Here is a 20,858-nt window from a genome sequence, read left to right as displayed (position 1 = left end):
CACTCCAACGAGCAATATCAATCTTATTCCGAGAGAAAGTATTGGCTGGTACCAATTGTTATTTCTGTGTGCCTGTTTTGTTTATATTTGAGATACAGTGACGCCTGGCGATTGGGAATGTCAGGACGGAACTTACTATGAGGAAGCCGAGGGGCACGGGATGTTTATGAAAAATAAAGAATGGGCGCTTTCAATCTTTATACATGCCTTTTTAGGTTATCTATGGGTTCTTTTTGTTGATCATGTCTGGGGTTTTGCTAATTCAATGGATAATAAAATTTTAAGTGGTCTTATCCTATTATTAGGTACCTTTTTGTTTGGGTTCATTGTAAATCGAATAACTCCGTTTAACAGCTACAAACTAACTCACCCTGCTAAGGTTGCAGGTACTATCTCTTTTGGATTGGTCGTCATCGTGCTTGTGTTTGTATGTAACATCATAACCTGAACGATAAATGAAAATGAGCAAAAGACAATCGGATTTGTGAAAGCCGCCGTAACGAAAGATACGAATAAATGTTGAATCGTCAGACCGCTAAGGATTATTTTTCCGGCGGTCTTTTTTGCGTGCCAGGGGTCTGCTTGTTATAGGTCGTGTAGGTACGTTGAAGCATCTACATTCCTGGTTGTATAGATGTAGTCCGACAATCATTATCCGGTATTAAGGTGTTGGAGTATAGAAAAATTATGTGACACTCACGTTACATGATACCTTAAAGTGTACTTGATCAAGAGAATTATCTAAGATGCATTAGGATGAGGTGGTAGCAGATGATATTCAATGGACAGACACGATAAGGAAATATGAGCAGCTTTATCAGCTTCCTGTGGAGAAGCGTAGCAATTACTTCCGCTATGAGATGATGGGGCCATTTGAGGCGATGTGGAGTACGATCCAAGTGCCGATAAAGCCAGCGGTTGAGGGCGGATATGATGTTATCATGGCCTGCGAGATGCTTGGCCTTCTAGCGTAGAATGAGGTTAACGGCATTGGACAAGTTAAGAGCAAGCCAAGTTGCAAGATACGGTGAAGAGATCGTTGCAGGATTGCCTTCACTATGCAGAAGTGATGCAACTCCGGATTTCCAGAAAAATTAAAGCATGATTATGGTTATTCCGGCTTTGGCGGCATTCCTGGTTATATTCCTATATTTGTATCCGAATGAGTATAACCTCAAGCGACTTCCTGCTTTGGTTGCTCACGAATTTCATCATAACTTGCGCTTCTCGTACTTTGATTGGAGGTCATAGCGATGTGACGTTGGGAGAATATATGATCAGGGTACCGAAATTACACAAATAAGATGACCCCTGATGAATTCAGGGGCCATCCTTTAGCAGGATAAACACTTGATGCTCTTTTTCACTGTCCACCCTGTACTCCATTACAAAAGTAATTAGATTATCACTACGTAGATACTCAACATAGATTACCATGCTTCTCCTATGACACTTGTTGACCATCCAGTTCCAATGTCACTTAATTCCATTTCCGAAGACATTCCTATAGAACCAAATAAGGAAAGAGTCATTAACATAGCAATCAATGCTTTCTTCATCCGACTTCACCTCTTTCGAAAGGATATTCATGAATTGACTTTTTTGCTCTACCGATGCAAAGAGTCCATAATCATGAAATGTAGATACTGCTTTTCCTGCACGTTGCATGTTTTTTAGAGTGAGTGCTAATTCTAGAGATATTGCATTATATTCAAAAGAGCTCATTATACTTAGACAACGTAGCGTAATGGTCTCCATATACAGCATACTGCCTTGTAGCTATTAAAGCGTCTTCAAAGTTTTTCATACCTATATAAGCGGATGACTGATACAACCATCCTTCAGCCACATACTCATTTTGCCCTTCAGCGATGGCCATTTCCTTCAATTCGTTAGCATAAGCGAGCAATTTAGGCCAATTCTCAAGCACACAATAGAAGGTCAAAATTCTGTAATATGCATCATACCTTAAATCATCAGGTAACAATGGCAGATATTCCACAAGCTGATGCAAAGCTTCATACCCAGCTCCGGTGGGGTCTAAGTCGCGTAGAATTAAAAATCTTCTAAAAAAGGAGACGGCCAGCTTTTCACTTCTGTTATATCCGTTGCGAATAACGATGTCATAGAAGGGAAGTGAGTAGTTGCGTGTACTTGATTGGAAAATGTGCTCGGCTATCTTGAACGTAATTTCAATCATCTTTGCACGGCTGGTCTCTTCATTTAATATCTGAACGATCTTCTTAACTATATCGTACTGCTCGATAGCAATACAATTAAGAATGAAGTCACTCGTCTTGTCAGGCTTCAAACGCCCTAATTCGTTGCAGCATTCCCCGAAAAAATCTTTATAGAAAGAGTGGTTAGTAGTCCAAAAGCTTGATTAATTGCATGAAGTTGTGGCAGCATAATAGACTGTTTAGCATTGAATATGTTGCTAATCGATGAGTTCTCGATGTCTGTTGCTTCCGCTAGGTCTTTTTGTTTCCACCCCCTCTTGCTAAGTTCCTCTTGTAACTCCTGACGAAGCATCGTCTGAGCTACATTATAGTCATACATCATATTCTTGTATCCTCCTTATAAATTCATCACTAAATTTAATAGCTCTAAAGAGTCCGCAAGTAGGCATCAGGATCGGAGAATTACCGTTATAACATACAGAAGTCTTGCAAAATAATTTATGAAATTACTTTTTGTTCAATTGTCTGAACTGAATTATTATTGAACCAAAAGTAGTTGCATAAAAAATCGATTATTCGTTTTGATAGGATTATGCAATTAGTTTAGGTTCAAAAAAAGGGAATGCAACTAGTTTTGGTTATAAGTCAATTATATTGTGACTATCTAATATTTTTCCAAGTTGTTTTATGTAGTTAACATGTAGGATTGTAAACCTAAATTATCTATACTTTTTGACTTGTAATCATATTTCTTTCTCGCGATTTTCCAGAGGGAAGTAAGAAGAAAGGTTTCTTTGACGATGACCTAACGGCGCATATCTTTCCAAAATACGTTTTTTGGCATGATGGCGACAAATTGGAATACAGTATTTCAACCTCATCGGATATGACCAGGGAACAGAAGATCGAAATTCTGAAAGATGCGGTGAAAAAAATAACATTTTGATCCAGCTATAGGTCTTGCGGACAGACTCGTACAGATCTAGAAACAGGATTGTATGGGTTCTTTTGTAGATCATCATTCCCGCAGGCGGGGCGAATCATTTTTGCATGTAACAAAAACGAGAAAATTTTTCTCTACCGAACATGTTGACTTTACCAAACTACAGTTGTAGCATGATTTATAACTACATACGTAGTTTTGTTAAATTAATTTTGGAGGTTTCATGCATGAATCAAATACCGCCCATTACGGATGCAGAGCTGGAAATTATGCGCGTCTTGTGGACAAATCCGAATTGCCCTTCGAGTGAGGTCGTAAAAAAAATGATGGATCGAATGGGGTGGAGTCCGAATACGACTCGGACGCTCCTTAGTCGTCTGGTGCAGAAGGAAGCGGCGGGTGCGAAGCTGGAAAAGGGTTCGAAGCGCACCCAATTATTTTATCCGATCATCAGCGAGCAGGAGTACCTGCGGTCCGAAACCAAATCCTTTATGAAAAAACTGTATGGCGGAGCATTGAAGCCAATGTTGGCCAACTTTTTACAGGATAAAAAGCTGAATGCGCAGGAAATCGAGGATCTCAAGGCTTTATTTGATGATAACCGCGGTGACGAACCGGAAAAGAGAGATAGCTAATGAGTCCAACACTGCATGAATGTTTATTATCGTTTTTCGGCTGGGTGCTCCGCGGGTCCTTTATGGCCAGTATCCTGATCTTACTGGTTCTTATCCTGCAATTGTTATTGAAAAACAAGCTTGAAGTCAGGTGGAAGTATCTGCTTTGGGTACCTGTAGCGATTCGTCTGTTGCTACCTTGGGCGCCGGAATCTTCACTTAGCCTATACAATGTTTTTTCATTGGAGGCCATAGTCCCCGTTAGTCAACCACAATCACAAGCTCAACTTCCATCAGCTTGGCACAACTTGTGGAAAGGGTCAGGGGAAAAGAGCGAAGCGGCAGCTCAAGCAGAGAATTCTACTGATTTGGAGGAAAGCAACCTTTTAAGAGGGAGTACAGAAGTATCGGATTCGTCTCATGAATCTGGTACTGTATGGGACATACGCTTCTGGTGGAGTGGGTTCAAGCAAATGGGCTTCACCAATATGCTGATGTCGGTTTGGCTATTGGGTGTCCTGCTTTTTGCGGCGAAGACGGTATACGACCAGCTACGATTGAAACAAGCTCTCCGTGCAGGTCGATGTATTGAAACGCCTTTTTTATCGGAAGTGTTTCATGAGACGAAGCTGCTAATGGGCGTGAAGGGTGAAGTGCGGTTCATAGCCAGCGAGCGCATCCCCGGACCTGCTGTAGTCGGTTTTCGCAAGCCTGCGATCGTTATTTCGCCGAGTCTGCTCGTCACGCTGCGAGAGGATCAGCTTCGGTGTATTTTGGCGCACGAATTTGGGCACATACAGCGACGGGATGTGGCGGTGAATTGGACGATGCACATTCTGCTCATTCTCCATTGGTTTAATCCATTGTTGTGGCTTGCCGTACATAAAGCAAGGCAGGATCAGGAGATGGCCTGCGATGCATGCGTGCTGGATCGGTTGAGTTTACAGCCACCTCTACAGCATAACCATACATACGGGCAGACCATCATCCATGTGCTAGAGCATTTTCATTTGTCAGGCAAACAACATCAGCCAGGGCTTGCCGGATTGTCCGCGACACATAAACAAATGAAAAAAAGATTGTTAATGATCAAGCGATTTCATAAAAAATCCTATCATTTGTCCATGTTGGGGATGGCGATTATTATTGCACTTGGCAGCGTGACGCTGGTAAATGCGAAGGGAAACGATGTTGATGCCGCCCCATCCCCTGCTGTCAACGAGATTGCCTTGAAAACGGCGGCAACTAAACCAAAAGCTGAAGGTGAAGGGGAGAAGCTGGAGAAAGCGGAGAAAGAGAGAATCGCCAAATTGCTTGAAAAAAATCCGGATGATACGTATATCGTATATGTCAGTAATGAATTAAAGGAAGGAAAAGGAGGTCGAGAAGTTTCTCTCATGGGAGGCTCGCCTCCAGGCTTCGATACCTATGAGGGTTACCTCAAAAGAGCATCGACCTTGAAAGAGGCGGTGCCGCAGCAACCAGCCGACTTGCCGGAGGGCTATACCTTAAGCAAAGCAAATATTTATTTCGTGTTCACTTCTAAGGATTTTGCACCAGTGAAAGCCGAGGCTAAAAAATTGGACAAACTGATATATTCCAAGAAAATTAACGTGACAAAAAGCCACCACATCGGGTTAACGTACACGAAAGGAGAAGACTTTATCTCAATTCAGAGTTTTCATTTTGACGAGGAAGATTTAAAAGATAAGAAGAGGAAAGAAAAGGAATACAACTATATATCCGCTAAAGACAGGGAAAAGGAAGATCCGAAGCACGAAGGAAGAAACTATCTTAGCTGGGAAAGAGGTGAAAAAGTTTTCCAAATCGTAACCAATAAGGGTAATCCGTTGACGGAAGAAGACCTGATCAAGCTAGCGAAAACGGGAGTAAAAAAATAGCTTTGTAAACGGAATGTTTGTTGTAGAAATGATGAGAATATTATATGGATTCGTCTTAGTTCTTGCGTACAAGCCCATGCAGTCTGAAATAGAATGCATGGGCTATCTTTTTGTGAAAAAATTTTTACATCAATGATGTTGACATTTATAAACTACAGATGTAGTATATTAGTAAACTACAGTTGTAGTTTATTGGTTGAAATCAAAAATGAGAGGAGTACTACAAAATGAAAGCAGCATCAAAAGTAGCAATCACAGCATTAAGCAGTATTTTATTACTGGGTTCTTCGATGAACCTAACGGCAGAGGCGGCCCCATCCCGTGCTTCAAGCGACATCATCTTGAAGACGACAGCTGCTAAACAGGAGGCGTCAAGTGAAGGTGAAAAGTTAGTAGAAGCAGAGAAGGATAAGATTAACAAATTGCTGGAAGAAAATCCGAATGATTCGTACATTTTATATGTCAGCAATGAATTAAAGAAGGAAGAAAGCAGTATTCCGGAAGGGTGGATTTCTTTTTCAGAAGTTTCTTTTATGGGAAGCCCCCGATCTCAAAGCTTTGATACCTATGAGGCTTACATCAAAAGAGCATCGGCCTTGAAAGAGGCGGTGCCGCAGCAACCGGCTGATTTGCCGGAGGGTTATAGCTTAAGTAAAGCGGATATTTATTCTGTGTTTACTCCCAAGGATTTAGCAGCAATAAAAGCCGAGGCTAAAAAGCTAGGCAAACAAATATATTCCAAGAAGATGAACGTAACAAAAAGCCACCACATCGGGTTAACGTACACGAAAGGAGAAGACTTTATCTCAATTCAGAGTTTTCATTTTGACGAGGAAGATTTAAAAGATAAGAAGAGGAAAGAAAAGGAATACAACTATATATCCGCTAAAGACAGGGAAAAGGAAGATCCGAAGCACGAAGGAAGAAATTATCTTAGCTGGGAAGAAGGTGAAAAAGCTTTTCAAATCGTAACCAATAAGGGTAATCCGTTGACGGAAGAAGACCTGATCAAGCTGGCGAAAACGGCAGTAAAAAAATAGATTTGTAGACGGAATTATTGTACAAGCCTATGCAGCTTAAATAGAATACATGAGCCAAGTTTACCCTCATAAACTACATTTGTAGTTTATGAGGGTAAACTCAAAATGAGAGGAGCGCTATAACATGAAAGCAGCATCAAAAGTAGCAATCACAGCACTGAGTAGTATTTTATTGTTGGGTTCTTCGGTGAACCTAACGGTAAAAGCCGCCCCATCCCATGCTTCAAGCGACATCGCCTTGAAGACGGCAGCCGCTAAACCTAAGGCGATAAGTGAAGGGGAAAGGTTAGAAAAAGAAGAGAAGGATAAAATAATCAAGTTGATGAAAGAAAATCCGGATGATACGTACATGTTATATGTCAGCAATGAATTAAAGAAAGAAAAAGGCGGCAGGGAAGTTTTTCTCATGGGAGGCTCACCTCCAAGCTTCGATACATATGAGGCTTACCTCAAAAGAGCATCGACCTTGAAAGAGGCGGTTCTGCAGCAGCCAACTGACTTGCCGGAGGGCTATACCTTAAGCAAAGCGAATATTTATTTCGTGTTCACTCCTAAGGATTTTGCAGCAGTGAAAGCCGAGGCTAAAAAGCTAGGCAAACAAATATATTCCAAGAAGATGAACGTAACAAAAAGCCACCACATCGGGTTAACGTACACGAAAGGAGAAGACTTTATCTCATTTCAGAGTTTTCATTTTGACGAGGAAGATTTAAAAGATAAGAAGAGGAAAGAAAAGGAATACACCTATACATCCGCTAAAGACAAGGAAAAGGAAGATCCGAAGCACGAAGGAAGAAATTATCTTAGTTGGTTTGAAAATGGTAAGTCTTTTCAAATTGTAACCAATCCGGGCAATCCGTTGACGAAGGAAGAGCTGATCAAGCTAGCGAAAACGGCAGTAAAAAGATAGGAAGCACTATTTCATAGTGGCGAACCGAAGCTGATTCGATATCGACGAAACCCTCAGGGAAGACGCAGGACAGAATGTCAAACCTGAGGGTTGTTTTGTGTTTTTTTAAAAGATTGAAAGTCATGTTACAAATCGAATGGTGGAAATTGTTGTATAAATGGGGCATATTACATAATGGAACAAAAAGGAGCGATTTGAAATGAAAACGACAACGAAATTAGCAATTGCGATACTAAGCAGCATTCTATTGCTCGGTTCCATGAACCTCGCGGCGGGGGCGGCGCCAGCTCATGCTGTAAGCGACAACGCCTTGAAGACGGCGGCCGCTAAACCAAAGGCTGAAAGTGAAGGGGAATAACTAGAAAAAGAAGAGTTCGCTAGACTCGACAAACGGCTAGAAAAAAATCCGCAAGATATGTACCTCGTATATAGCAGCGCAGCGGCCTGCTGACCTGCCGGAAGGCTATACTTTTGAAGAGGCTTTTATTATGGGGCCGTACCTCAATGAATATGCAGCGGCAATGAAAGCCGAGGCCAAAAAGCTGGGCAAAAAGATCCATTCAAAGAAGCTTGAGTGGAAGAGATACGAACTTGATTACGTTGACTTACAAAAACGGAAAAGACTATATCACAATCGCAAGTTATTCTCTTGATGAGAAAAAGAAGAAACCAAAAGGATATGTCTGTAAAACTGCTCAGGAGGCGGAAAAGAAAAATCCGAATCTCCATCCCAATCTCAGAGATGCAGTGATAAAAAAACTCGCTAAGTTGGATTGAACAGGGCAAGGAATTTGCGATTTCAACCAATCCGGGCAATCCATTGACGAAGGAAGATCTGATCAAGCTGGCGCAAACGGCAGTCAAAAAATAGATTCTATTCCAGTCGTATCGGGCATCGTTATTCTACTGTCCACAGCCTAGGACTGTGGGTAACTTCTTTGGATGAAGATGATCTTGCCTATTCGATCAAAGTAATGGAGACTGCGCTGCAAAAGAAGGGGTTCGCAGATATGAGCGGCTACAGGTTTGGAGATGAAGTGGCGAAGGCACAAGGCTATGCGCCTGTTGGTTTGTATTATGGTCCTTATCCTGGCTAGTATTAGTAAAGAGCAGACAGATGAGAAGAGAAGAACATATGAATACATGGGTGAAAGTACGATTACTTTTCTAAGCGTCGTCGTCTTGTTAGGCTCCATGAATGCTGCCGCAAGGGCAGCAGCAAGCAATCCGGCGATAGAAACGGCAACCGCGGAAAATTAACTAGCCCCAGACTGAATGAGTTGTCTGTCTGCAGTTCTTCCGCCAGTTGCGAAGAGAACTTCCCTCTGGGCTTGCTCTCTCTTCTACGATCCTGACTAGCTTGATGGGAGGACTTCGCTTTGTAAGTCTGATTCACGAACCCACGCTTGATCTCACGAGCGATGGTGGAATGGTGACGGCCTAAATGGCGAGCAATGGCTCTTGCAGACCAACCTAGTCTATTTAATATCTCTAGTTGTCCACGATCAATTATGCTAAGATGGGAATAGCTCATGCTGGGTTCTCCTGTATCTATGGTGGTGTGGTAACTTCCATTTTACACGAAACCAACATGGGTTTTCTTTTTTCTAGGTGTCGCACTTGGCTTGACAATCCGTCATACTAAAATTATTGAAAGTCTTAAAGGAGAGTATTTGTTTATGTTAACTTACCCGGCTGCCACAACTAGAGAAGAAAAAATACATATCATCGGCCAAATTAAAGATCGGCTCCTTCAACAGCATGGCGAAACCATTCTGGCGATCGGACTGTACGGCTCGATTGCTCAGGGGATTGACGGTCCGTATTCCGATATCGAACTTCTCGTGGTCACGAAGGATGGGATATCCCTACCTGATTATGAATTTATATATCTCCCATTCAAAATTGAAATCAGTATGAACCAAAAGCAAGAAGTTTGGCAATGCGCCACTACCGTAGACGATTCCTGGGCCATTAAAGCCGGAGTATATACTCATTTGGAAGCGATTTATGACCCGACCGGATTGCTGGACCAGATCCGTGCTTTGTCAAAACAGATTTCCAAAGAGGCGATCCGGGAAACTATGAGAGAGTTCATGATTTGGGAGCCTTACGAAACCATGGGCAAAATACGCAACAATAAAATTGCGGGAAATGACAGCTACCTGCCTCTTGGAGCAAAAGACCTGGCTTGGCAGACCGCCAAGCTGATTGGACTTGCCAACCGAACCTTCTACAACACGAGAGCCCAAACATATGAAGAATCCCTGCGGATGCCGTCCAGACCGTCTGGATACGATGAGCTCGTAGAATTGATGATGCGCGGCCAGCTACATGATACAGAGGTGGTTTATAAGCGGTGTGAATGTCTGTGGACTGGATTGAATGAATGGTATGAGAAGATGGGGATTGATTATAAGGTGAAGGAATTTCCTTTTTAAGCTGCTTTTGTTGCAATGGCGACCTAGTCACGACGGGTGAATTCCTTCAAAACATAACCGACTTTCTCCTATATATCGCATTGGTGCCGCGTAAATTGCGGCTTATATATTTTAACGATATAAGTTCTTGTCCATAACGAAAGACAAGAACTTGTATCGTTAGCCGGAAATGACAAGAACATATACGGCTCTTCGTAATTGAGATGTGTTATCAATTAAACCACGCCTGGCGATTAACCAAATTATGTAATGAAAAAGAGCTTGTTCTGGCCATCCGTTTGAAGAATGTGAAAAAGACTTAACCGCCATTCGACTGGCAGTTGCCCAAGATCAAGCAAACGTGTAAAACGTGCGAATGACAGTGCCACATGTCGTGAAAGGATTGAACTTGTTGCATCATACAGCGATTTTAACAATACATACACCATGAGGGCCGTGTACAATTGACCATAGACGGCATTTTCTGACGTACCCAATAGAGTCGGCACGTTCAAATGTTGCTTGATCCATCGAAAAAAGACCTCCACCTGCCAACAAGCTTTATACATCTGCGCAATTGGTTCGGCTGTTACCTGAATCAAATCGGAATAATTTCTTTAATAATCGTTCATGTGATGGAAGTTCTTTCAACTGCTCTCAACTAGTATGGTGTGCCTTCAAGGAAAAAGCTAGTATCGATATCGATAAAGACGGCGGGTTCGGTGTGTACCTAAGGGACATTCGGGATTCAAAGCTTAAAAAGGCGTAACTAAAAAAACTCATGGAACTTAAGGAAAGCATTGAGTGTATTGCCCAGTAATCCAAATGATTAATAGATATCAGAAGATCAAGAGGTTAATCTCTATACTTTTGTAATGGGAGATATTAAATGAATCTACTTAATGATAATAAACCCTTAATTAGTAGAGCATGCTTATTATTTGTCACTTTGGTTCTTATTATTGCAGGGTGCAGCAGTTCCAAGACTGATGAAACAAATTCTAAGATTGAACCGGTAGCTGCTATTTATTATTCCACCGATCTTCCAAATGAAAAAATAGGCGATGGATTAAGTTACTTGTTCCTCATCGATCAACAAGGGAAGCATATGACAATAAAGAAGCGGGGATTGGAGTTAAACTCGATCATTCCTTATAAGGGGGCACTACTCCTTAATCAGAAAAATGAGCTTCTTTCCATAAAACAAGATAGCGACTTGATTAAGTCAACATCATTTGAAGAAGATTGTAAGGTTTACGCTGGTTATGGACAATCTTCTGGACAATTGAATAATCTGAATACGTTTTATTCTATTTATAACCAAAGTTTTAGCAGTGATAGGAAGCATTACATTTCCAAAATAAGATGGGGTGACCAAACGAATAACTACTGTAAAGATATTAATGAATATATTGAAGTATCGGGAGATGACGGCAGCAGCATTTATTTCATTTCGTCTGAAACTGAAGATGGTAACAAAAAAAGTTTTCATAAGCTGTCCTTAGAGAACGATAAGTTGATTATGACAAAGACATTTCTTGAACAAGTGAAGACGGATGGAAGATTTATGTTTACTAAGCTGATACCATATAGCAATGACATGGTGGGTATATATGCAGACTTAGTTGGAGCTAAAGTCGAATTAAATCTGATACAAATCGACAAGGACAATAAAACCCCTTTAAAAAAACACCCCTTGGTACAATACGACCGTAGTAATTCGCATTATTATTTCTTCAACAAAGAAAGCATTTATGTAAAAGATGGACAAGTTTACTTTGTTGATGGGTATGGCGACGTATATGCCTTCAACTTAACTACAAAGAAGCTGATGAAAAAGTTCCATCTCAACGAGTACACACGTCAATCCCGCCTTCAAGATGAAATGGTCTACTTCCATAAGGACTACTTGTATTTCTTCCGCTATAATGACAAAACGTCTTCACATCACATTGAAAAATATAACCTCCAGGGTACTGTCGAAAGCACGATTATCCTTCCTGACCTGAAAAAAAAATTAGGGAATAATTCGGTTAACTTGTATGACTTTAAAATATTGCAGCCTTGAGGAGCTCACGCAACACTATCAGCTTAATAGAAATGTTGTCGATACTGCTCATTAAGACAATTAATAGGGCGGGATGATAACTGATGTGGAGTTCGATAAGTAGTAATGACCAACTGATCATGAATATGTTCAACATAGCTTTGCAGTTAGAAGACCCTTGGAAACTCACACATATTGAATTTGATGACTACGCTCAAGCTTGGCATCTGCACATTGACTTCGAGCGAGGAACTACATTCGCATGTCCCTTGTGCGGAAATGCTTCCAAGGCATATGATACCGAAAAGAAGCAATGGCGTCACCTGGACTTCTGGAATTGGAAAACCTACATGCATGCCAGATTGCCACGAGTGAAATGCCAATCATGTACCAAGTAACTCAAGTGCCAGTGAAATGGGCTCGACCGTTGTCACATTTCACACTGCTATTTGAAGCGTGGGCGATGTGGTTGATGGCTGAGATGCCAGTCAATGCAGCAGCCCGCGAGCTCAGAGAGCATGATACGAGAATGTGGCGTATTTTTCATCACTACGTCAACAAGGCGATGGCCGATCTGGATTTGTCTAAGGTGAAACGAATTGCAAGTTCTGAAATTCTCTTAATGGCGGAAGGGTTATGAAACTAGCAACTATGCTTTTACCCATCCAGTAGAGCGAAGAGCCTGAAAATTTTAGGGTAAATACGTCAGTTCATATGAAAATATTTGATAATCAATGGATTATTTTTTTCGAAAGTAATGGGATAATGTATACTCAAGTTGACAATAATGGAAAAATGACATTGTACTGGAACTAAACAAATAAACAAGGGAAGATAAAGATCTTGCCTTGTTTTAATCTATACTTATTCAACTTTTTTATTTTTAGTAAGCAGCCTTTTTAAAAGAATGACCAAAAAAACAAACAATGAAGTGAAAAGTATAATACCGATTGTCACTAGGGCTACAGCAACGTCCATGTTTTATCTCCTTTCAGTTTATTTAAATGTTATGAAAAAGAAAGGATTTTAAGCCTAATGGAGTTGTTTATGCTCTGGATTAATTGATTTAAATGTAGTAAGAGTAAAGTTTGACGCTGCCGCTCAATTGATTGCCATTAAATATATTATATGTTATTTTTGATTACATGCAACAAATGGAATTAAATAATATCAATGTTATTGACACAAAGTTACCATCTTGCTTAGAGGAGAGTCTTCACCTAGATCCTGAGCCTGATGATGCTATGCGTGTTTATAATAAGGTCGGATTCAGGAATTAGGGAAAATGTTGGACGATCCTCTCATCCTGATCTCTTTGATGAATCAATTTCTCAATCGGGTTCTCCAACCCAGCCGCATATAAGAAAATTTCGAACCATGCAGAAGCCTTTTGCTTGGTTCTTTTTAGTGCGCCCAGCATGAGCGCTATCTCAAGGGTTGAAGTCCCGAGTGGTAAAGGCAGTAGTAGCCATAGCTTAAGGCAAGGGTGTTCATCGCGAGATGAAATCTGAAGGAAGCCGGCGGAAAATCTCCGATGTGAGGGACACGAACTTCATAGAAGGCTAGCGTACGTTGGAGGAGTTTTCCAAACAAACCAAAGCCCATACTGCCAAAGGGGTACGAGAGTAAATGGAGCAGATAGTTGGAGAGGGCAGAGCTTATCCACGTAACAAAGAGAGGAACAATTCACGCAAGGAGAGGTAGGAAGGATGATTCAGGAATTACTTTCACGGGAAAACCTTCTATCGGCATTAAAACGAGTCGAAGTGAATAAAGGAAGCCACGGCGTAGATGGCATGTTCGTAAAAAAACTTACGTGAACACCTCGTACAAAACTGGCCCTAGATTCGGTAAGAGATCGAAGAGGGGACCTATGAACCATGAACCATGAACCAAGCCCAGTCCGAAGGATCGAAATCCCGAAACCTCATGGTGGAGTTCGGTTATTAGGGATCCCTACCGTAACCGTTTTTTGGTAGACGGATGTCATAGGAACACTAGCGGATCCAATTTCATAAAATATCTAGTCGAGAAGGGGGATGGGCAGCATGCCGGTCGGACCCAGATCTAAACATTCTCGTATAACGATTGTCCCATGCAGTACAGTGAAATGAATGATACGGAGGGTATAAAAAAATGAACAATTTCCAGAAGGATCTGCAAAACTTGAATGTCGGCCAGTTCAATTCGACGGGGATGGCGCCTACGTCGGGGCAAAATCAGAGTGGTCCGGGGGATTCCCGCTTATGTGTTGGCATTTGCTTTTTTTGCGTCGGGTTTTGTTCATGCAGCAACTGCTTCAACTGTGCCCGCTGCAGTAACTGCTTCAATTGCGCCCGCTGCAGTAACTGCGCACGTTGCGGAAGCTGCGCTCGCTGCCGCTGAGTACCGAAAAGCTCGCTTGGCGATTCGCAAAACGGTATGCCCCTGCAGATGCCTGCAGGGGCTGTTCCTTTTTTAGTTTCAGGCATGACGGACAAAATGCTCTACATAACTTAAAAATGAGGGAAAACCGAAGACCTGCGTACAATGCGGTTTTGCCTCCGGCAAAACCTTAAGGAGGAATAAAAACTTGAATCCTTCTATGCGTCTGAAAGTGAAAGGGGATACGTTCTTTCTCCCCGATTCGAATGGAGGCGTCTACTTTCGCAACAATACGGGTTCGTTCCGAATGGAAGGCGACATGGTCGATCGGTGGATCGAAAAATTGATGCCCATGTTTAGCGGGGATTATTCCATGGCGGATCTGACGGACGGGCTGCCGGAACCGTACAGGGTACGGGTTTATGAAATCGCGGAAGTACTGCTCAATAATGGCTTTGTCCGGGATACCAGCCAAGACCGCCCGCACGGCCTCCCGGAAGCGGTAGAACGGAAATATGCCGCACAGATCGAATTTCTGGACAGCTTGGGCGGTTCGGGCGCTCACCGCTTTCAAACCTATCGCCAGGCTAATCCGATTGCGGTCGGTTCCGGTCCGATATTTGTCTCGCTCGTTGCGGCCTTGTTGGAATCCGGATTGCCCCGGTTTCGTATGCTGATCACGAACCAGGCGACCACGGATCGCCAGCGGATCTCCGAGCTGACGGCGACCGCACGTCTATCGGACAGCGAGATCGAGGTCGAGGAGATCTTCCCGTCGAATGACGGCTTCCTCGATTGGCCGGAAGTCGTGCGGCTGGCGGATTCCGTCCTCTACGTAGCTCAGGATGACGATCCCAGAGAGCTTAGAGCGCTGCACGCGGCCTGCAGGGACGCGAAGAAGCTGCTGCTGCCTGCCATCTACTTGCGACAGGCGGGCATAGCAGGGCCGTTGGTGCACCCGGATTCGGACGTCTGCTTCGAATCCGCATGGCGCAGGATTCACCGAACCGCCCTTGGCGATGCGGATCGGCCGACCGCCGTCTCTACTACGCCGGAAGCCATGCTCGCGAATGTGGTCGTATTCGAATGGCTTAAGACCGTTACGGGGACGACGGCTTCGGAATTGAACAGAAAGCTGTTTCTGCTGAATCCGGAAACATTAGAAGGCGAGTGGCATTCGTTACTTCCCCATCCGCTGGTCAGGGGTCTTCATCCGGCCGAGCCTACGGATCCGTTCGACCTTCCGATCGATCAACGTACGGAGCGGCAGGAAGCAGACCGTCTCCTCACCTATTTCAATCGCTTGACTTCGGCGAAGACCGGCATTCTTCACCGTTGGGAGGAAGGGGACTCGAAGCAGCTTCCACTCTCGCAGTGTCGCGTCCAGGCAGTCGACCCGCTGTCGGAAGGCCCCGCCGAGCTGCTGCCGCAGATCGTCTGTTCGGGAATGACGCACCATGAAGCAAGGAAGGAAGCGGGCTTGGCCGGCATCGAGTCGTACGTGTCGCGACTGGCCGGGGTTCTGAAGGCGGCCAGACCTGTGCAGCCGGATTCCGCAAGCCCGCTCGAGTCGCAGCCACATGAATATGTAGGGATCGGAGCGGGAGAGACAGTAGCGGAAGCGGTCTTCCGCGGACTGCGGAAATGTCTGTTCGAGGAGCTGAAAAGTCGTTCCGAATCCAGCCTGCCCTCCGTTTATCGAATCAAGCTAAGCAAGGTTGAGGACGATATTTGCCGCTATTGCTTGCGCGCATTGACTACGATGCGGGACGCCCCGGTAATCGGACTGGGGCAAGAAGCGGCGGGTTTCCCGGTCGTCTGGGTCGGTACGAACGGGTACTGGTACGGCGGAGTCGGAGTCAACCGCACGATGGCGCTGCGAGAAGCGCTCCGACAGGCGCTGATGAAAACCCAAAACGATGCGGCGGACATCCAAGGCCAAATCCTGGAGCGCTCTTCGGTCAAGGTGGAAGATGCCTTGCCGCAGAGTCTGACGATCCCCGGCTTCGATGAGTCGGAATACGGCATGATGCTGCAGTCCGTCCGGCAGATCCTGCAATGGAACCGTAAGCGGATCGCGGTCGTTGATTTGTCGACAGAACCGTTTATGCAAGAAGAGCTGGCAGGCGTGTTTGGCGTGTCGCTGCGAGAGGAGGAGACGCATTGAGCGCGATCGTGACGGTCATCGGGGAAGGACAGCTCGCGGATTTGGTAATTAAGCAATTGTCTGCCGATGACCGCTATCGGCTGGTCCGGCAGAAGAGCATGGAATCCGGAGAGGCGGCAACGGGAGACTTGGCGCTGGTGTTGAACGATGCTTGGGATCCTTCCGTTCATCCTGCGGCGGAGGATCGGTTCCGACAGTCGGGAACGCCCTGGCTGCGCGGCTTTGTTGCATTCGGAGAGGGGATTGTCGGTCCGATGGTTCGTCCGGAGGGTCAAGGATGCTCGCAATGCGCGGATACCCGGCTCCTGCTGGCGGGAAGTGACCGCAGGGAATCGTGGGACCTGCAGCAGAAGCTGGCGTCGCATGGGGGAATCGCCCGGGACGCTTGGGCGTCTCGCACGGGATTATTGCAGGTGGCGCGCCTTGTTGCGGCAGAAGCCGTGAAGATGCTGGAGAGCGGGCAGCCGGAGACGGAAAGCCGGATGTACTTGATCGATCTGCGTACGATGAAAAGCTCGTCGCACTTCTTCCTGCCCGATCCGCTATGTCCGATCTGCGGCCGATTGCCGGAAGACGATGCGGAGACGGCCCGCGTTGCGCTGCAGCCAAGTCTGAAAATCAGCGCCGAAACGTATCGCAGCCGTTCGATGGATGAGCTGAAGGATGTTTTGGCCAAAGAATACCTGGATGCCAGGACCGGTTTTCTGAACGGGAAAATGGTTGACCTTGTGTCCCCTTTCGCCGATGCGAGCATCAATTTGCCCTTGTTTGGCGGAGATGAGGCTTGCGCAGGTCGGACCCACTCCTATGCGGATAGCGAAATGACGGCCATCCTGGAGGGACTGGAGCGTTATTGCGGTCTGTCGCCCCGCGGCAAACGATCCGTCGTTCATGACAGTTTCTGCAATGTGCAGGACCAGGCGCTCGATCCTCTCCGCGTAGGCGTCCATGCGAAGGAACAGTATGAACGCTCCGACTTCCCGTTCAAGCCATTCGATCCCGAGCGGCCGATCGATTGGGTATGGGGCTATTCGTTTCTGCAGCAGCGTCCGATTCTCGTACCGGAGCTGCTGGCTTATTACAGTTCGGGCTGCGGTCACGGATTCGTCTACGAAACGTCCAATGGCTGCGCGCTGGGCGGCAGTCTGGAGGAAGCGATCTTCTACGGGATGCTGGAAGTGGTGGAGCGCGACTCCTTCCTCATGACCTGGTATGCGCGACTGCCCCTGCCGCGCCTGGACCACCGTTCGGTCCAGGACCGGGAATTGAGATGGATGACAGATCGTTTGGAGGCCGTGGCGGGCTATGACGTGCATTTATATAAATCGACAATGGAGCACGGCATACCGAGCGTGTGGGTGCTCGCGAAAAACAAGAAAGAGCGGGGCGTGAACCTCATTTGCGCGGCGGGCGCCCATCCAGATCCGATCCGCGCGGCAAAGAGCGCGATCCACGAGGTGGCGGGCATGCTGCTCACGGTCAGCGAGAAATTCGAGGAAAACCGTCAGCAGTATGAACGGATGCTTCTCGATCCGTACCAGGTTGTTCAGATGGAGGACCACTCCATGCTGTACGGGTTGAAACAGGCGGAGGAACGGCTCGATTTTCTGCTGAATGACGATCGTCCGATGCAAACGTTCGCCGAAGCGTTTGAACCGAGGGGCTGGAACGCCGATCTGACCGATGATCTGAAGGCCATGCTGCATGTTTTTCGCCAATTGAATCTTGAAGTTATCGTGGTCGACCAGACGACTCCGGAGACGCGTCGCAACGGACTGCATTGCGTGAAAGTGCTCATTCCCGGCATGCTGCCGATGACGTTCGGGCAGCATCTCATCCGTTTGACGGGACTGGATAGAGTGCTCAGGGTCCCTGCGGAGCTGTCTTATTCGCTGGAGCCCTTGTCGCCCGAGCAGCTTAATCCATATCCGCACCCGTTCCCATAAATACGATAAATACGGCTATGGGGCGGCGCGGTTGAAGCTAAGGAGGAAAGCGATGAGTCTGATGAATCTGGATGTTTTTCTTCACCGTTTGCAATATGATCCTGATAAGGTCAAGCCCTTGGATTGGGAGACGGATTGGGATGACGCGCCGCTTCCTTACAAGCTTTATCGCGGCTTGCCGATGTTTCCGCTATCCAGGGAAGTGCCGGCAACGCTCGAAGGCAGAGATACGACCGGTGTGCCTAGCCTTCGCGATATCGGACATTTCCTCTACTATGTATTCGGGCTTGCGCAATTGACCCAATCTGTCATGGAACGGGATACATCGGAAGAATTAGGAGGCGTCTTGCAGATGTGCCGGCGCTTCGTTCCTTCCGGAGGCGGGCTATATCCGAGCGAACTGTACCTCTATCTGAAGCTTGGCGAATTGCCTGCCGGCGTATACCATTACGATGCGGCGCATCATCGGTTGGCGTTGCTGCGTGAAGGAAATTACGACGATTATTTAGCGAGGTCGCTCGGGAACCGCTGCGACGCGAACGGTTGCTTCGGAGCCGCGTTCGTATCTACGGTTTACTGGAAAAATTTTTACAAATACAATAATTTTGCCTACCGGCTGCAGGGACTGGACGCCGGCGTGTTGATCGGACAGCTGCTCGAAATCGCGAAACGATTCGGATTTTCGTCTGGCGTGCATTTTCAATTTCTCGATCAAGCCGTCAATCATCTGCTCGGACTATCGGAACGGGAGGAGAGCGTGTATGCGGTAATCCCGTTATCGACGGAACCTGCGATCCGGTGGGGGGAAAGCGGGAACGAGGAGGAGGACACGCTTTCCGCCTCCGAGCTGTGCCGGGAGTTGTCGCCAGTAAGGCATGATCACTATGTCAGATCGCGGAGGATCGCAGATTATCCGATGCTGCTCCGGATGAGCGAAGCGTCCCGACTGGATTCGGCGCGATTGTTTCGACAGATCCGGAAGGATGAGCAAGCAATTCCGGATCAAGCGCTCGCACTGCCTCTGCCGCCTGTCGACCGCTTGTCGTATGATTTGGCTGCGGTTTCCCGCAAACGGTTCTCGCCCGAGACGGAATTTGTCTGGAAGCCGATCGGTCTCTCCCAGCTTGCCGCTCTGCTTCGGGAAGCGACGGCTTCCTTCACGTATCGCAACGACCTGGATGGCCAGCAGGAGCGGTCGGAACCCCGTGTATGCCTTTATGGCTGCTTCTACGGGGTCGAAGACGTTCCGGATGGCGCCTATCGGTACGATGGCGCCGCGCATGCGCTGCAGTCGGTTTGTCTTGGAGATCACCGGCAACGGATGCAGGAGGGAATGTCGCTTCCCAATATCAATTTGTTTCAAGTGCCGCTCGGCTTTCATGTGGCAGGGAAGAGGAATTTCTTTCAATCGCAGCTCGGCAAGCGGGGATACCGCATACAGCAAATGGAAGCCGGGATGCTCGTGCACCGATTATTGCTGGCGGCATCCGCCCTCGGGATGGGGGGGCGTCCGCTTCTCGCGTTTGACGCCAATTCCAGCGATGCGCTTTATCGGATGGCTTCCCGGGATGACACGGGGCTGATTTTTATACCGGTCGGTCCCTATCGTCAACGATTGCGGTTGGCGGGCAGTTTGAGCCGTTAAAATAAAAAAATCATCGCTAACGACATTGACGCGAACGGTCATGTCGTCAGCGATGAAACCCGCTCTTTCAAGAAAGGGAGACTGGACTTCTCTTACCAATGATGGTTATCCCACGAATGATGGCCATGCGCGTGGGGATGGTCCCATGGATGGAACCAATCATGATGGTAATCGACCGAGTAGCAATCCCACCCTGAAGACGGATAAGGATGAAGGTGGTCAACCATATGCGGATCCCATGGATGGTGCATGAAGGGATGGATCATGGACTGATAGTGAGCATGCTCCCAGGGGTGAACCATATCGGGGTGCACATGCTCCAGGGGCTGAACCATCGCAGGAAAGTGCACGTTCTCCCAGGGATGAGCCATTACGGCTTGCTGTTCGCCCCCCCAAGGATGACACATCCCGGGATGGTGTTCATGATGATGAGGAATATGGTACCAGGTAGAATGGGACTCGTGAAACACGTTATCGCGATGACTAATTTGATTATTCGATTGCTGCTCGCGTGCTTGCTCGGACGTATCGGAACCCTGCAAGCCGGCCGGGTTCTGAACGGAAGGTTGATGGTGTATCATGGTTTTCCTCCTAATCTTTTGAGGGGCATTCCATCGTGAATCCTCTTCTGGCACAACTCGCTTTGGAAGCCTTCGCTTGGCATAATTTACAATATGCTGA

At 46.2% G+C, this 20,858-nt stretch carries 23 protein-coding genes and 2 pseudogenes; 18 read left to right on the top strand and 7 right to left on the bottom strand.

The window, feature by feature from the left end; genetic code table 11:
- Nucleotides 1–166 precede the first annotated feature (166 nt).
- The 3 genes from M3650_RS05170 (at nt 167) to M3650_RS31810 (ending at nt 1,251) form a co-directional block, all read left to right on the top strand.
- Entirely contained in the window at nt 167–448 is a 282-nt protein-coding gene (locus M3650_RS05170) for a hypothetical protein (protein WP_251572972.1), read from the top strand.
- A gap of 313 nt (nt 449–761) precedes the next feature.
- A complete protein-coding gene (locus M3650_RS05165) occupies nt 762–974 on the top strand; it encodes a hypothetical protein (protein WP_251572970.1) in 213 nt (70 codons plus the stop codon).
- 127 nt (nt 975–1,101) lie between these two features.
- Nucleotides 1,102–1,251, top strand: coding sequence for a DUF2268 domain-containing putative Zn-dependent protease (locus M3650_RS31810; protein ID WP_311295024.1), 150 nt, complete (start codon nt 1,102–1,104; stop codon nt 1,249–1,251).
- 179 nt (nt 1,252–1,430) lie between these two features.
- On the opposite strand, the gene M3650_RS31805 is transcribed toward M3650_RS31810, so the two are convergent.
- The 3 genes from M3650_RS31805 to M3650_RS05155 all read right to left on the bottom strand — a co-directional run bounded on the left by M3650_RS31805 (nt 1,431) and on the right by M3650_RS05155 (nt 2,562).
- Nucleotides 1,431–1,559 (bottom strand): hypothetical protein, encoded by a 129-nt coding sequence (locus M3650_RS31805; protein ID WP_285848320.1) that lies wholly within the window; start codon nt 1,557–1,559, stop codon nt 1,431–1,433.
- Between the two features lie 152 nt (nt 1,560–1,711).
- Nucleotides 1,712–2,200: a hypothetical protein gene (locus tag M3650_RS05160; RefSeq protein WP_251572968.1), complete on the bottom strand. Its 489-nt coding sequence runs from the start codon at nt 2,198–2,200 to the stop codon at nt 1,712–1,714.
- Between the two features lie 116 nt (nt 2,201–2,316).
- The gene (locus tag M3650_RS05155) at nt 2,317–2,562 is read right to left on the bottom strand and encodes a helix-turn-helix domain-containing protein (RefSeq protein ID WP_251572966.1); all 246 of its coding nucleotides are present in this window, start codon (nt 2,560–2,562) and stop codon (nt 2,317–2,319) included.
- A gap of 788 nt (nt 2,563–3,350) precedes the next feature.
- Here M3650_RS05155 and M3650_RS05150 point away from each other — a divergent pair.
- From M3650_RS05150 to M3650_RS05120, 7 genes are all read left to right on the top strand, one after another.
- Nucleotides 3,351–3,758 (top strand): BlaI/MecI/CopY family transcriptional regulator, encoded by a 408-nt coding sequence (locus M3650_RS05150; protein WP_233698351.1) that lies wholly within the window; start codon nt 3,351–3,353, stop codon nt 3,756–3,758.
- Complete coding sequence (locus M3650_RS05145; protein WP_251572964.1) at nt 3,758–5,638, top strand: M56 family metallopeptidase; 1,881 nt, start codon at nt 3,758–3,760, stop codon at nt 5,636–5,638. Before M3650_RS05150 ends, M3650_RS05145 begins: the two co-directional genes overlap by 1 nt.
- A gap of 227 nt (nt 5,639–5,865) precedes the next feature.
- Nucleotides 5,866–6,678, top strand: coding sequence for a hypothetical protein (locus tag M3650_RS05140; protein WP_251572962.1), 813 nt, complete (start codon nt 5,866–5,868; stop codon nt 6,676–6,678).
- Between the two features lie 124 nt (nt 6,679–6,802).
- A complete protein-coding gene (locus M3650_RS05135) occupies nt 6,803–7,588 on the top strand; it encodes a DUF4367 domain-containing protein (protein ID WP_251572960.1) in 786 nt (261 codons plus the stop codon).
- 199 nt (nt 7,589–7,787) lie between these two features.
- Entirely contained in the window at nt 7,788–7,946 is a 159-nt protein-coding gene (locus M3650_RS05130; RefSeq protein WP_251572958.1) for a hypothetical protein, read from the top strand.
- 233 nt (nt 7,947–8,179) lie between these two features.
- Nucleotides 8,180–8,365: a hypothetical protein gene (locus M3650_RS05125; RefSeq protein ID WP_233698356.1), complete on the top strand. Its 186-nt coding sequence runs from the start codon at nt 8,180–8,182 to the stop codon at nt 8,363–8,365.
- A gap of 161 nt (nt 8,366–8,526) precedes the next feature.
- On the top strand, nt 8,527–8,685 hold the full coding sequence (locus tag M3650_RS05120) for a hypothetical protein (RefSeq protein ID WP_233698357.1): 159 nt from the start codon (nt 8,527–8,529) through the stop codon (nt 8,683–8,685).
- Nucleotides 8,686–8,876: 191 nt separating this feature from the next.
- Here M3650_RS05120 and M3650_RS33105 read toward each other — a convergent pair.
- Nucleotides 8,877–9,122: pseudogene (locus M3650_RS33105) on the bottom strand (helix-turn-helix domain-containing protein); the annotation flags it as partial.
- Between the two features lie 145 nt (nt 9,123–9,267).
- On the opposite strand from M3650_RS33105, the gene M3650_RS05110 reads away from it, so the two are divergent.
- Complete coding sequence (locus tag M3650_RS05110) at nt 9,268–10,029, top strand: kanamycin nucleotidyltransferase C-terminal domain-containing protein (RefSeq protein WP_251572956.1); 762 nt, start codon at nt 9,268–9,270, stop codon at nt 10,027–10,029.
- A 242-nt stretch (nt 10,030–10,271) separates the two neighbouring features.
- Here M3650_RS05110 and M3650_RS05105 read toward each other — a convergent pair whose 3' ends face one another.
- Nucleotides 10,272–10,610 carry a transposase gene (locus M3650_RS05105; RefSeq protein ID WP_285848319.1) on the bottom strand — a complete coding sequence of 113 codons (339 nt, stop codon included), beginning with the start codon at nt 10,608–10,610 and terminating at the stop codon, nt 10,272–10,274.
- Nucleotides 10,611–10,897: 287 nt separating this feature from the next.
- On the opposite strand from M3650_RS05105, the gene M3650_RS05100 reads away from it, so the two are divergent.
- From M3650_RS05100 to M3650_RS05090, 4 genes and pseudogenes are all read left to right on the top strand, one after another.
- Nucleotides 10,898–12,076, top strand: a complete 1,179-nt coding sequence (locus tag M3650_RS05100; protein WP_251572954.1) for a hypothetical protein — start codon at nt 10,898–10,900, stop codon at nt 12,074–12,076.
- An 83-nt stretch (nt 12,077–12,159) separates the two neighbouring features.
- The gene (locus M3650_RS32520) at nt 12,160–12,453 is read left to right on the top strand and encodes a transposase family protein (protein WP_369011092.1); all 294 of its coding nucleotides are present in this window, start codon (nt 12,160–12,162) and stop codon (nt 12,451–12,453) included.
- Nucleotides 12,441–12,695, top strand: a complete 255-nt coding sequence (locus tag M3650_RS05095; protein ID WP_251572952.1) for a transposase family protein — start codon at nt 12,441–12,443, stop codon at nt 12,693–12,695. Before M3650_RS32520 ends, M3650_RS05095 begins: the two co-directional genes overlap by 13 nt.
- Before the next feature lie 1,069 nt (nt 12,696–13,764).
- Nucleotides 13,765–14,022 (top strand): annotated as a pseudogene (locus tag M3650_RS05090) (group II intron reverse transcriptase/maturase); the annotation flags it as partial.
- 252 nt (nt 14,023–14,274) lie between these two features.
- Here M3650_RS05090 and M3650_RS05085 read toward each other — a convergent pair.
- Nucleotides 14,275–14,526: a hypothetical protein gene (locus tag M3650_RS05085; RefSeq protein ID WP_251572949.1), complete on the bottom strand. Its 252-nt coding sequence runs from the start codon at nt 14,524–14,526 to the stop codon at nt 14,275–14,277.
- A 101-nt stretch (nt 14,527–14,627) separates the two neighbouring features.
- Here M3650_RS05085 and M3650_RS05080 point away from each other — a divergent pair, with 101 nt between their 5' ends.
- From M3650_RS05080 to M3650_RS05070, 3 genes are read left to right on the top strand one after another with little or no spacing between them, the layout of a single operon-like run.
- Nucleotides 14,628–16,586 (top strand): putative thiazole-containing bacteriocin maturation protein, encoded by a 1,959-nt coding sequence (locus tag M3650_RS05080; RefSeq protein ID WP_285848318.1) that lies wholly within the window; start codon nt 14,628–14,630, stop codon nt 16,584–16,586.
- Nucleotides 16,583–18,532 carry a TOMM precursor leader peptide-binding protein gene (locus M3650_RS05075; RefSeq protein ID WP_251572947.1) on the top strand — a complete coding sequence of 650 codons (1,950 nt, stop codon included), beginning with the start codon at nt 16,583–16,585 and terminating at the stop codon, nt 18,530–18,532. The genes M3650_RS05080 and M3650_RS05075 overlap by 4 nt, the downstream gene beginning before the upstream one ends.
- Nucleotides 18,533–18,584: 52 nt before the next feature.
- Entirely contained in the window at nt 18,585–20,177 is a 1,593-nt protein-coding gene (locus tag M3650_RS05070; RefSeq protein ID WP_251572945.1) for a SagB family peptide dehydrogenase, read from the top strand.
- 92 nt (nt 20,178–20,269) lie between these two features.
- Here the strand turns inward: M3650_RS05070 and M3650_RS05065 are convergent, their stop codons facing one another.
- Nucleotides 20,270–20,758, bottom strand: a complete 489-nt coding sequence (locus M3650_RS05065) for a hypothetical protein (RefSeq protein WP_251572943.1) — start codon at nt 20,756–20,758, stop codon at nt 20,270–20,272.
- Nucleotides 20,759–20,858 lie beyond the last annotated feature (100 nt).

The organism is Paenibacillus sp. MER TA 81-3 (assembly GCF_023713585.1).
GTDB lineage: Bacteria > Bacillota > Bacilli > Paenibacillales > Paenibacillaceae > Paenibacillus_B > Paenibacillus_B profundus.
Note: the sequence above shows the minus strand (reverse complement) of the source record. Positions and strands in the feature narration are given on the sequence as shown.